Source organism: Mesotoga sp. UBA5825 (assembly GCF_002432955.1).
Taxonomy (GTDB): domain Bacteria; phylum Thermotogota; class Thermotogae; order Petrotogales; family Kosmotogaceae; genus Mesotoga.
Window position 1 is genome coordinate 2594 of record NZ_DJHG01000065.1, and the last position, 12250, is coordinate 14843.

Sequence of the window (12250 nt, forward strand, 5' to 3'; positions counted from 1 at the left end):
CTCTTCTAGATATCTCTTTATGAGCCTGTACTGCATCCAGTTCTGGCATACCTGTCCGGTCTCCCCGTAAGTCACCAACTCGTAGGGATAGAGAGCCACATCGAAGTCGAGGTTGTTGTCGATCATTACCTGAAAGGCCCTTCCTTCAATGCACTTTCCTCTGTATTGGTCGATCGGTCTGCCTTTTATTTCGCCTTGAGGCCGATACCTGTATCCGTAAATTCTCCCCGTTGAGCGCAGCTCTTCGAGGAACTCGGGCGCAAGCCTTTCGTGAAGTCTTGTTGGAATGTAACGCAGCGCGTTTCTCAGGGCCAGTTCGATCTCGTTAGGCGAGAGGTTCAGCTCTCTCTTGGGCGCTCTCCTGACCCCCGGCTGGAAGACTGGATCGGGCGGCAAAGTCTCATCTAGTTTGATTTCCATTGATTCGTAGATGTCTCTTTCGGAAAGCACAATGAAACCTCCTTCTCTTCATGTATTCAGTTGCTCACTTCTCGATCATCACTTCTACACGCTAATTGGTTCCGTATCCCCCAGTGATTGAGTCTCTGAAAGGCTCCCAACGCGCCGGTATAAATCTGAACAGCACAAAGGCAGCACCTAAGAAAATCAGTATGACCAGAGGAATCCACTCTGCAGCCGTGCTTACATTGAGCTTTGAGACTACGTTATAGGATATGATCTGACCGAGAGCAAAAGCAAGGGCCATTAATAGTATATCAACAATGAGATTGTGGTGGATGAAGAGCGTGTAGAAGTAGAAACCTCCGAGGATTGTGGCATACATCACGTAGATGCCGAGAGTCTTTCTCACAATCAGCGCGGGTACTGGCACCTCCTTGCAAAAGAACAACTCCACTGCGAGCAGAATAAGCCCCGGCACGAAGAGCATTTTCAGGTGCTCCCAAATGCTCTCATTAACCGGAGAGATCAAGCCTACGATTGCATTACCTTCGCTCCATCCGTAGACCATATGGAGGAGCACCCCAAAAAAGAATACGAAGAAGAAACCCAGTACTTCCAAAGGAAAAAAGCTGATTCTGCCCACTTGAATCACCTCTTTAATCGACTACCAGACATAGCCCTCCGTTATCTTCGATCTGGCAATCCTGAGTTTCCTGGGAATATCTATTCCATATGGACAACGCTCGACACAGATGCCGCAATCGTTGCAACTGTCAACGCCGGGAACGAGAGACTTATACTCAGCGATCCCCTGCTCCTCGCTTCCAAACCAGTGGGCGAGTCTGTCTCTCAAAGCGTAATCCGCAGCACTTATGATCTTGCCATCCAGCATCTGTCTATCGTAACGTCCTTCGGCGAGGAAGAACCCGGGAATGTTGATCCCCTCAGGGCAGGGCAGACACTTCATGCACTGTCTACAAATGTAATTCCCTAGTTCGGGCGCCTCTGCAAAGAGATGGTCGAGTTCGGCCGCAGTGAACGGCCTTTTCTCAATCAGCGTGAGATCCTCTTCCAGCTGCTCGAGGGTGTTAATTCCGCTCACAATACAAGAAACGGGGAGCGTCATTGTGTACCTGAAGGCGTCCTCAACGCTTTTCCAGAGATACCCGTCGGCCAGCGCCTTCATCGCGATTATTCCTATATTGTTGCAAACGGAGAAAGGGATTACCTTCGTTTCAATCTCGGGAAAGTTGAACCTATCGTAGTAGTTCATTTGAGTCATGAATAGATCGAAAGGATATTCTTTTAGTGCCTTCAAAAGCGTACCGCCGTAACCGTGGCTCGTAATTCCTGCGTACCGCACAAGCCCTTCGCTCTTTGCCCACTCCACGGTCTTGAGTGCGCCGTTCGGCGAAGTGATCGCCTCCCAGTCGCGGCTTTTCGTTACTGCGTGAAGAAACAGGATATCTATATGATCCCTTCCAAGAGCTTTGAGTGTCGCAAGAAGATCGCTTCTTGAAGACTCCTCATCTCTGCCGCCCGTCTTGGAAGCCACGATCACCCCGTCCTTGGGCAATGCTTCCGATAGCTTGCGCTCGGAGACCCCATCGCCGTACGATCTTGCTGTTTCGAAGTAATTTCCTCCGGCCTCGAGATAGCGATCCACTATCTTTCTCACTTCTTTCAGTTCAATCTCGAGAAGATGGAAGCCTCCCAACCCCAGAAGGGAGATCTGTAAATCTGTCTTGCCAAGTCTTCGATACTCCATAATCACACCCCCGATTCCATGTTACTACGCACTTACCCGATTCCCGACTTCTTGTACATTCTCACTTTAGGGGATCATCTATTTTAGATAAGTGAAACACAGAAAAAAGCTCGTCTAAATCGACAATGGAAGTGAACTCACAATAGAGAATTTCTGTCATAACAATACGAACAAGACTTCTTCTTTACCACCCGGCCCGGATATTCTCCGGGCTTTTTTTCGCTTTTTGCTCGAGTTTCTTAATCAACCAAGAAATTTGAACCTTATCACATCAGTAGAAGCGAGCACACTTACTTTTTCCCCTTGATTTCGCCTGTTAGCATATCGATTACTTCTTCTCTATCGGCTGTAAAGATTATCCGATCGCTCTCTCGTACAGTCTTGACGAGACCGCATGCAACCAGAGCAGAAAAGGTCTCCGTCAACTCGGCGTTCGAGAGTTTCATCTTGCGAGAAAGCTCGTAGCCTGTGAGGCGTTCCCCGAAGAGAGAGTTCAGCAATCTTATTCGATTGGAGTTTGAAAGGGCCCCGTATCTTCTCGAAGCATTGGCAACCGGATCACCCTCGAGAAGGGAACTCACATAATTGTAACCGATCAAGAAGACATCGTTCTTAGCACGGGGGTGAAGGATTCCTCTCTGCGCGTTCTTTATAAAGTAAGAGAGAACGAGAACCATCTTCCTTTCCTCTTCAAGTTCTTCATTGTGCATGATGTCTGTCAGTTTCAAGAGATGATCGTTTCCGAAGGTAGAGAGATTCCTTTGGAGATTCTCCCGACTTTCCTTCAACCTCTTCTCATCGTAGGGGGAGCTTGAATGCATGTGTTCTTCGTACCACTGCAAGAGGTGAAGGTAGTCTTCCTTCATCTTTTCCGGATCCGATATGAAGTCGAGCATGACCGCTTTCTGTTGAGGTGTAAGAACAGCCTTTTCAGCAAGGAGGACGAGTGACCCCTTTTGGTTTTCCAGTATTCTGTCTACAATTCCTTCATTGTACCCGACAGATCTCGGTCCTAAGCCAATCAACAAGGAATTTTTTATCATGTCTTTTGGAGAGATGGAGGCGATTCGCTGCAACAGAACTTGCACACTTTCAAAACTCTCTTCAGACATAATGAGCTTATCCTCATTCCAAGCGGTGCCTTCCAGTCAAAGTAAAGACTCATCTTCTCGAAAATCGTCTCCGGCAGCTTCTTCTTGGTAGTCCTTAGCCATTCGACAAGCTCTCCCACAGGGCGATAGCCCGGAGGCAGTTCCGCAAAGTGCTTTGCCAGTCTCTAGTTATTTGTTAGACGATATATGCTCGGCAAGAAATCAAAGGCCCTTCCAAAGCGTATCTTGACTCTCTCAAGCGCATTCAAAGCCTTTTTACCCCCCAGAAGATGAATCTTAGATGACCTTTTATCCTAAGACTCCCCTTTCTAGTCCCGAAAAGGTCGGTGAACGTCTTTACTTCATTTCGCTGATTATGCCAATTCCCTGAGGTCCCAGATGAGTACCGATTATCGGCTCAATAATTCCACTTTCGATTTCTGCTTCGGGAGCCTCGACACGGAGCATCTTCTCCAAAGTTGCGGCATCTTCCTTTCTCCAGATCGTCAGCACTCTCGCTCTTCGGAGATTCTCGGGCTGGATCTCCTTGAAGGTGTGACTAACCAAACTTTCAAGCAGTTTCTTGTTCCCCCTGACGTTTTCGACGGGCTTGAGTTCGCCTTCGTCCACCTTGATTACCGGCTTCATCTTAAGCAGATTGCCCACTAGAGCCTTCGCTTTCCCTATTCGTCCGCCTTTCTGCAAATAACTCAGATCATCTGTCGAAAAGAAGGTTCTCGTCTTCTTGTGAAAGTATGAAGCATATTCGACCAGCTCCTGGATCGATGCTCCGTTCTTTATCATGTCCCCCAGGTTCTTCACCAGCATTCCAGGGCCATCCGCAACCAACAGGGAATCAATTACGTGAATCGGCTGATCGAAGTCCCTTGCAGCGATATTCGCCGAGACGCTCGTTCCGCTAAGCTTCCCGGACAGAACAGGTACAATCAAAGCGTCGTATGTCTTGAGAGCGTCTTCGAAAGCAACAATGAAGTCTTGCGGAGAAGGCTGAGAGGTACTCGGCAACTCCGCAGCCGATCCTAACTCCTCGTAATACTCCTCAAGGTTCAGATCAGTCGCTTTTGTGTACTTTCCGCTTCTGTTGATATAAAGAGACACGATTCTAACGTCTAGTGCCTTGATGTCTTCATCTGACAAGTTGCAGGTGTTGTCGGTTACCAAACCTATTTTCATATCGCCAACCTCCTTTACCGGATTATGCTACAATTATAGCTTTTCTGACTAAACCTAGCGAGAAATCTCTTGAGTAGATTTAGTTATGATGCATTACGGAAATCGGAAGTCAATAGGACTAAACGTTAGCTTCCGCATGAAGCAACCGTAACATTTGCCAAGTAAACGGGAAACGAAGTAATTCGCGCGAGAGTTTGGATTATGATAAACTGATTGAAAATGATTTGATGAAGGGAGTTCAACATGTCAAAATTCGAGATCAGAGGCGTGGTAGAAGGATTCTATGGTGTTCCTTGGTCTATGAAGGCGAGAAAGGCGATGCTGAGGTTTCTAGGAGAGCATCGTTACAATTTATACATTTACGCTCCAAAAGACGATGAACTCCATAGAAGAAGGTGGCGAGAGCAATACAGCGAGGAGTTCAAGAAAGACTTTGCGGAGTTGGTTGCCGAGGGGTTGTCATGCGGTGTTTCGGTTGTCTTTGCTATCAGTCCGGGTCTTGGAGTGAGGTATTCCAGCGATTCAGACATCGAAGCCTTGGTCGCAAAACTGGAAGATATAGCAGGCACAGGAGTTAGATCATTTGCAATCTTCTACGACGATATTCCGGAAACCCTCGTACACGAAGAAGATGAAGAGGCATTCGGTTCTCTTGCTGAAGCTCAGGCCCATTTCGCAAACACAGTCTACTCTATCCTTAAGGCGAAAGTCGAAGGCCTCTCAAGGTTCATTGTCTGTCCTACTCAATATCAAGGGCGCAAGGCAACAGATTACATGAAGACTCTTGGAGAAGCTCTGGATGGCGACATATCTATTATGTGGACCGGACCGGAGGTGTGTTCGGAGAGGCTCTCGCTTGAGGATTCCATGCTTGCCGAAGAGGCCTTCCAGAGAAAACCATTATACTGGGACAACTACCCTGTGAACGACGCCTCTATGGTCCCCGAACTGCATGTCGGGCCCTATGAGGGAAGAGACCCCGGCATCGTTGAACACTCAGAAGGGATGGTTTTAAACCCGATGAATCAACCTATTGCATCGAAAATCGCGCTTGCATCGGCTGCAGAATTCCTCAATAATCCCACTGAATACGATGTAGAAAGGGCTTGGGTTAGCGCCATTTCGGAAGTCGCCCCTGGATGTTCGAAGGAGATGGAGCTGTTCTGCGAGTACAATCTTCTCAGTCCGATACACAGAGATCATTCCAGAAGAATCGTGGAGCTTCACCACAAACTGAATCGACTAGTGGGTGAAAAGAGATGGGTCGAAGTTCAAGAGCTTCTTTCAGATGAAGCCGAAATGATCATTCAATCTGCAGAGACCTTGAAAGAGAAGCTTTCAGAAGAGTTGTCTAGAGAGGTCGGTCCGTGGCTGAAGGAGTTCTCTCTTTGGGGAAGACTGATGGGAAAGATTGCTGAACTGATCTCCTCGAGAAGACTGATCTTCTCTGCCGACATTACTTTTGAAACGATTGAGGAAGTCAGAGACCTCTGTGGTGAGGTGGAGTCGATACTAGTTGAACTTGTAAGAGCCGAAACAATTACGGCAGGTGTACTCTTCAGGGATCTAGCTCAGGAAATTCTTATCAGAACAAAGGGTTATCTGACACTGCTGATCGGCTAGTGTTCACCACACCAAAAGTTCGCTGAATGAAGACATATTGATTACCGAGATAGATCATCTTGAGATAAGGAGCTGAGCGAATTGAGCTTAGATTGAGATCAGTAAGAAAGGAAGAGTTGAACCCGAAGTGTCCCCACTGCGAATCGGAACTTCCTGAGATATTCTTCAAACAAAAGGGATCTGGACTCTTGTTGAGTAAGACTGCGGTCTATTTCTGTCCTTACTGCCACAAGGTCTTGGGCATAGGAAGAAGCAACATCGGCTAGTACTTTTGATGGCCGGGCTCTGAAGAAGTAGGCGGAAGAGAAAAACCTTCTAGAAGAGAGTTCTCTTGCTCTTTGAATCGCCAGGAATTTCTCAGAAGGCTCTTCCGGAGATTTGTCTACATAGAAATCTGCGCCAGATTTATAATCTGGATTTAATGTATTTATTATTCCGTTTTGCGAAACAATCTCTGATAGTTTACTTTGCGTATTGTATAAATTTTATTTCTGAGAGAGGTGTTTGCATCAGTTGGCATTTATCCGTAACATGATGTATAATATTTTATCTATCAGAGGGGAGAGTTAGGGATTGGCGTCGAATGTTGAAGGCACATATTCGGTGGTGACCGTCAGGGATTTCGGAAAGGCCTGGCGAAGACGTACTGCGCGGATTCTGCTTAAGAAATCTGTGGTTAGCGAGATTGAGCTAGAAAGCATCACTCGCGATATGTGGGAGTCTTCGGGACAGGATGTCGACGAGATGATAACTGTCTTCTACTTGCCCGGGATGGATACGACCTCCGTAGCGTACAGCTTCGGCTCCTGTATGAAGGACGGAGTAGCGAAAATCAGCTATCGGTAGATCGTTACTCTACGTCTCGCTTGTAAACTATCTTCCCTGCCCTATACTCCTCATATCTCGCAAGAATGAAAAGAAGATCTGAAAGTCTGTTAACGTACTTCACAATCACGTTGTCAACATGCTCGTTTTTAGAAAGCGTCAGTATTCTTCTTTCGGCCCTTCTTGCCACAGTCCTGCAGATGTCAAGTTTGGATGACGCAATGGTGCTTCCGGGGATAACGAAACCATCAAGTCTCACCACTGATTCATATTTGTGAATCATTTCGGTGAGTTTCTGAACATCACTCTCTTCAATGGGCTCAACATATTTGACATCTCTTGAAGCCAATTGACCGGTAACTCTAAAGAGGAACCTTTGAATCGAAACGATTTGGTCAGCAACCTCTTCGCTGACATGGTGTTTCGCTTCGCCTAGAAAGGAACTGAGTTCATCTATTGTTCCGTATGCTTCGACGCGGTGACTATCTTTATCTATTCTCTCGCCGCTCCAGAGGCTTGTTTCTCCTCCATCACCGCTTCCAGTGCTTATACTCAACTCACAAACCTCCATTTCAAGACAACGTTCTTGAGCCTATGCCTCTATGAAGCACCTTCAACTGAGCTCGATCTAGCGTTCATGCTTCCATGAGTATGAGTACGGACCCTTCACCGTGATCTGGTCCATCAGCTTCTCATACTCCTTTCTAACTCTTTTGGGGGCATTAGCCTTGAGTTTCCAGCTGGTTCCAGCTTCTTGCAGATAATTCTCGTCGATCTCGACCCAGTCGTCAAACCACTTTGGTTTCTTTACCTCCAAGGCGCACCTCCTCTGTGCTACAAAAAACTTTAGCAAATTGCTCAAAGAGAATTGCTCGAAGGTTCCAATTCCAAGAGATCGTCTATCTTGAATCGGGCTCTGAATGGATCATAAATATCTTATCAATCGTTCTCTTATCATATTAACATATAGTTTCCCTATTAGATAATAACTAGACTAATACTCAAAACTACTGGTCTTCTCGTGATGTTCTTTTGTTTATTGTGGTTCCCGCTACGTAACCGGTCGAGAAGGCTGCCTGGAGATTGTAACCCCCCGTCTCTCCATCGAAGTCGAGAATTTCTCCCGCAAAGAAGAGATTCGGAACGATTCTTGATTCCATTGTCTTCGGGTTCACTTCGGATAACTGAACCCCCCCTCTTGTGACCATGGCCTGCGAAAACCCGCCTACGCTTTCGATCTCAAAACTCATTTCAAAGAGACTGGATATCAGCTTCTTTCTTTCCTCTTTCTTCAATTCGGAACACAATCGCTCGGTTATTCCATTCATCTTCAGGATCTTATCCAGCAATCTTTCGGGAAGACCCAGGTCACGGAGCGATGTCTTCAAGAGCTTCTTTCCCTCTTCAGCTGCCAATTTTAAGATTCTCCTTTCAAGCTCTTCGCGGGCTATTCCACTGAAGTTGACTCGAATTTCATCTCCTCGCCTGGCCTCTCTTGAAAGGTGCAGAATAGCAGGTCCAGAAAGCCCTTCGTGAGTGATCAACAAGTCCTCAGTCCGGCTAGTCGTTTTCTTTGAATCCCTCCACAGGGAGACATCGACCGCTTTCAGAGAGACGCCGGCAAGGTCCCCAAACTCGAAATCCTTTATAGAAACTGATGTCAATGCAGGCCTCGGCTCGACTATGCTATGACCGAGCGCCGAGGCGATAGAGTATCCATCCCCCGATGAGCCTGTGCCCTCGTAGCTTCTGCCTCCAGTAGAAAGCACCAGATAGTCGGCACCTATCTCTCCTTTGTGAGAAGAGACAACAAATCCGCCCGGTGTTCGTCGAGCTATTCCTTTGACGCGGCAATTGTAAAGTATCCGTATTCCTTGCTTTTCACACTCGGCAAGCAACACTTCCAGAACATCTCTTGCAGAGTAAGTTGAGGGAAAGACCTTGCCATCCTCTCTTACAAACAGCTTAAGTCCTCTCTCTTCAAAGAAGTTCATCAGCTTGCTCGAGTCAAAGGACATCAATGCCGGTTTAAGAAATCTTCCCGAGCCAAAGTATCTGTCGAGCATTGCCCTTGTCGGCTCGGCGTTAGTAAGATTGCATTGGCCTCCGCCGGAAATTAGCAGCTTCTTTCCGGGGGTATTCGTTTTCTCAATCACCGTTACATTTCTACCCATTGTTGTGCAGTTTATGGCTGAGAAGAGTCCGGCAGGACCGGCTCCTACTATCACAATATCTCTCATGAGATTTCCTCCCGCTTTGCAAGCAGCCCTATCTCAAAATCGAAACCCATTTCGAGAAATACTGCATTTCAACTTCTCTTAAAAAGCATCTTCATTCTCGTAAATATCGCCTTAAGTTCGCTCCTGGCACTGAAAAAGAACAGGCAGGAGAAGAGCGCGTTTCCGAAAACCAGCCAGATCAAGGTACTGGTATTCAGCCTGAGAAAGGCGACGACAATGAAAACACCCGCCGAAAGGCCCAATAGCCTCAGTATCCTCTTCACCGGCATGAATTTGACGCCCTCTCTTCCTATTAGCCAGACATATATTATGGTAGCGTTGAGTACGACAAGCGACGTACTCGCTGCTATTCCCGCATGTTCAAGCGGCTTGAGCATAAGCCAGTCAAACAACGCGTTCAGAAAGATCGAAAAGACGGATACGATCGTTATGGCCTTCAGTTTCTTTCTTGCAGTGAAATAACTTGTGCACGTATGCGAAATCGGTGAGAGGATTATCAAAGCCCCATATCCGATAAGCGCCATGCTTACAAGACTCGTCGAGTCGGCGTCGAACTGTCCGCGCTGATAGATTATCCTCACTAGGGGTTCCGCCATCATGATGATCCATGCCGCCAGAGGCAGCGAGATGTTCAATGACGTTGTGACTGTCTTTCTCAATCGTTCCTGCACCTTCTTCTTGTCACCGGAAACGACAAATTCGGAAAGCTCCGTATAGGCTGTCATCTGGAAGGCGGCGATCATGAAAGTAATCAGGCCCAGAAGAGTGTGAGCATATTGCAGCGAAGCGACACGACCGGGCGGAAGGAGCGAAACAAAGGCTTTGTCAACCATGTTGTTGATGACTCCGAGACTCCCCGAAAAGATCAGAGGCAAACTCAGGTATAGCGTCTCTACTATAGACGTTCCCTTTCCGATTCTCAGAGAGAACAGGTCTCTTGATTGGACCAGATACGCTATCACGGTGAAGGTGTTGCCGAGAATCCAGGCCAGTATGTAGGAGGCTTCCGAGAGAAAGGGAGCGGTCAAGAATATCACTGGAATCGCGATAATGTTGAAAAAGAGCTGCGAGAAGCCGAACTGGATGAACCTCCTGTTTGACTTCAGCACGGCGCCTAGTATGCTTTCTAGTCCGCCGATCAACGGGTATATTGATAGATATCTCAACTTTCTTGCGGCATAAGCGACGACTTCACCCGAAAAACCCGGAGCGAAAAGTCTTATAACAAGGTCCGGAATCACCAGAAAGACTATCCCCATAGAGAGAAAGACCAGAGAACCCGATATAAGAACCGCTCCGGCGTATCTCTTTGATCTCTCGGGGTCTTCATTCCTTATAGAGTGGTATACAGGCACGAAAATGGCGGCAAAAGCTCCGGCAATTATCCCTGAAAGGGTCGTTGCAGGCGTCATTGCAACAAAGACCGCATCGAGATTTGCGGACGTCCCGAAGAGACCGGCGACAAGCATTTCCCTGAAAAAACCCATGCCCTTCGAGATCATAGAAAAGGTAAGGATCGCTATAGTGCCTACGGCAACCGATGTTGACCTGGAAATTCTTCTCATCATGCCTCCTGTCTTACACTGTATAATTTACCATAGGTGTTATCTGTCTTTCCCTTCTGCGATGGTAAACTTAATGATGAGTATCCAAATTCGGAGATTGGTTCTTTTAGTCGCTTCGTGTATCTTGTTCACAATGGGATGTACCAGGCTGATTCCCACCAAACCTGGGCATAAGGTTTTGTTGCTGCATCCTGGCGACAACTCCTTCATCGTCTCCAGAGGAGTAACAGTATTCTTCTATGGAGTCAGTGAGAAGGAGACCATCGTTTACGAAGTGCAGAGCGTATCGGAACGAACGATCCAGGTCGTCTTCCACGAAAGCAGCGGTTCAATTCCCGGGCCGGTATTCGAACTTTCTCACGACGAACTCGACCTGGACGACGATCAGATCTTGATGATCCAGCCGCTCCTCAGCGCGACTTCCTTCGCCCCGGCAGGAGAGGAGTTTCAGGTACAGTGCAGCATAGATTCCTTCTCCACGTTCGTTCGATTCACAAAACTGCCGTACTGCCTGTTGATATCAAAGGCAGATGCCCTCTACACTGCACAACATCTGCCCGGAAAGTACCTGCTCGAAGGCGATCTACTCTATCATATCGGACCGAACTGGATCCCTTCACACTCGGCAGTATATCTCGGTGTCGACTATGCCACGGCAATGACAGATGAAGGTCTGGGTCTAAACGACGGAAAGACATTTGGAGAATCCTACCCGTTCTTGACACACGGATACAATCTCGTCGAGGAGGGTGTCTTTGTCTTCCCCAACGATATTGAAAACCACTCTTTTGTGAATCTCTTCAACTACGACACGTACGAATCGCGATGGCTTAAATACTGGTCTTCCGGTTTTACAGGGGCGATGAGATACTCCGGAGATATAACCCCGCTCGAACGGAGACAAATATCCAGATACATATTTGAGGCGGCCAACCATGGGGCGATGTGGTCTGTAGGCCTTGCCTGGTCTGGCTACTTGAATCTTCCCTTCACAAAACAAGATATCTATTCATGCGTCGGCCTAGTTGAAAAGGCCTACGAAAGTGCAGGAAGAAACATCGTTCCATTATGGGAAGACTTGTTTTACTTAAACTCATTTGAGCAGTTCTCGAGAACCATTCCCGTGCCGGAAATCACATCTCCTGTTGGTGAATTGATTGAGTTTAGGGTAAATGCACTGATCGCAGAGTGGCGATTTGTGGGATATGACAAATGGTCCTTCTCCGATCACGCATGGATCTGGAGATCGACGAACGGAGTCGAGCTTCAGTCAGAAGCAGGCACTCTCCTCGACAAGCACGATCACTGCATCTTCCGCTGGACTCCACAAGAAGTGGGCGATTATGAGATTCCCTTCAGATTCTTCGGCGAATTTGGCGAAAAGACGATCGAAAAGGTCCACACACTCACGATACATGTAGTTGGCGAGTGATAGACGTTTCTGCGGACGCATTGCTGCCTTCGGCGGGACGCAAGGCGCCGAGGAACACCGGCGGACGCAAGGCTGGCGAAGATCATGCCGGGACGCAAGGCTGGCAAAGA

The 12250-nt window shown here is 47.6% G+C and carries 11 protein-coding genes and 1 pseudogene; 3 read left to right on the forward strand and 9 right to left on the reverse strand.

The features are described from left to right. The 5 genes and pseudogenes from B3N33_RS06070 to B3N33_RS06090 all read right to left on the reverse strand — a co-directional run. Positions 1-420 (reverse strand): annotated as a pseudogene (locus B3N33_RS06070) (urocanate hydratase); the annotation flags it as partial. 91 nt (positions 421-511) lie between these two features. Then, positions 512-1045, reverse strand: coding sequence for a DUF6512 family protein (locus tag B3N33_RS06075; protein ID WP_292592510.1), 534 nt, complete (start codon positions 1043-1045; stop codon positions 512-514). A gap of 21 nt (positions 1046-1066) precedes the next feature. Further along, positions 1067-2170, reverse strand: coding sequence for an aldo/keto reductase (locus tag B3N33_RS06080; protein WP_099829432.1), 1104 nt, complete (start codon positions 2168-2170; stop codon positions 1067-1069). Between the two features lie 290 nt (positions 2171-2460). Next, positions 2461-3282 carry a winged helix-turn-helix domain-containing protein gene (locus B3N33_RS06085; protein WP_292592513.1) on the reverse strand — a complete coding sequence of 274 codons (822 nt, stop codon included), beginning with the start codon at positions 3280-3282 and terminating at the stop codon, positions 2461-2463. A gap of 336 nt (positions 3283-3618) precedes the next feature. After that, positions 3619-4455 carry a DegV family protein gene (locus B3N33_RS06090; RefSeq protein ID WP_099829430.1) on the reverse strand — a complete coding sequence of 279 codons (837 nt, stop codon included), beginning with the start codon at positions 4453-4455 and terminating at the stop codon, positions 3619-3621. A gap of 243 nt (positions 4456-4698) precedes the next feature. On the opposite strand from B3N33_RS06090, the gene B3N33_RS06095 reads away from it, so the two are divergent. Continuing rightward, positions 4699-6078, forward strand: coding sequence for a protein O-GlcNAcase (locus tag B3N33_RS06095; RefSeq protein WP_292592515.1), 1380 nt, complete (start codon positions 4699-4701; stop codon positions 6076-6078). A gap of 573 nt (positions 6079-6651) precedes the next feature. Then, positions 6652-6924 (forward strand): hypothetical protein, encoded by a 273-nt coding sequence (locus B3N33_RS06100; RefSeq protein ID WP_292592517.1) that lies wholly within the window; start codon positions 6652-6654, stop codon positions 6922-6924. Positions 6925-6928: 4 nt separating this feature from the next. Here the strand turns inward: B3N33_RS06100 and B3N33_RS06105 are convergent, their stop codons facing one another. From B3N33_RS06105 to murJ, 4 genes are all read right to left on the reverse strand, one after another. Beyond that, positions 6929-7459 (reverse strand): cob(I)yrinic acid a,c-diamide adenosyltransferase, encoded by a 531-nt coding sequence (locus B3N33_RS06105; protein ID WP_292592519.1) that lies wholly within the window; start codon positions 7457-7459, stop codon positions 6929-6931. Between the two features lie 72 nt (positions 7460-7531). Then, on the reverse strand, positions 7532-7720 hold the full coding sequence (locus B3N33_RS06110) for a hypothetical protein (RefSeq protein WP_099829426.1): 189 nt from the start codon (positions 7718-7720) through the stop codon (positions 7532-7534). 190 nt (positions 7721-7910) lie between these two features. After that, the gene (locus B3N33_RS06115; RefSeq protein ID WP_292592520.1) at positions 7911-9143 is read right to left on the reverse strand and encodes an NAD(P)/FAD-dependent oxidoreductase; all 1233 of its coding nucleotides are present in this window, start codon (positions 9141-9143) and stop codon (positions 7911-7913) included. Between the two features lie 68 nt (positions 9144-9211). Continuing rightward, positions 9212-10711, reverse strand: coding sequence for a murein biosynthesis integral membrane protein MurJ (gene murJ, locus B3N33_RS06120; protein ID WP_292592522.1), 1500 nt, complete (start codon positions 10709-10711; stop codon positions 9212-9214). A 178-nt stretch (positions 10712-10889) separates the two neighbouring features. Here murJ and B3N33_RS06125 point away from each other — a divergent pair, with 178 nt between their 5' ends. After that, the gene (locus B3N33_RS06125; protein WP_292592524.1) at positions 10890-12140 is read left to right on the forward strand and encodes a hypothetical protein; all 1251 of its coding nucleotides are present in this window, start codon (positions 10890-10892) and stop codon (positions 12138-12140) included. Positions 12141-12250 lie beyond the last annotated feature (110 nt).

What these genes read in the sequence shown, in the direction of transcription:
- B3N33_RS06080 (WP_099829432.1), bottom strand. Translation starts at nt 2,170, where the DNA reads ATGGAGTATCGAAGACTTGGCAAGACAGATTTACAGATCTCCCTTCTG.
- B3N33_RS06085 (WP_292592513.1), bottom strand. Translation starts at nt 3,282, where the DNA reads ATGTCTGAAGAGAGTTTTGAAAGTGTGCAAGTTCTGTTGCAGCGAATC.
- B3N33_RS06090 (WP_099829430.1), bottom strand. Translation starts at nt 4,455, where the DNA reads ATGAAAATAGGTTTGGTAACCGACAACACCTGCAACTTGTCAGATGAA.
- B3N33_RS06095 (WP_292592515.1), top strand. Translation starts at nt 4,699, where the DNA reads ATGTCAAAATTCGAGATCAGAGGCGTGGTAGAAGGATTCTATGGTGTT.
- B3N33_RS06115 (WP_292592520.1), bottom strand. Translation starts at nt 9,143, where the DNA reads ATGAGAGATATTGTGATAGTAGGAGCCGGTCCTGCCGGACTCTTCTCA.
- murJ (WP_292592522.1), bottom strand. Translation starts at nt 10,711, where the DNA reads ATGATGAGAAGAATTTCCAGGTCAACATCGGTTGCCGTAGGCACTATA.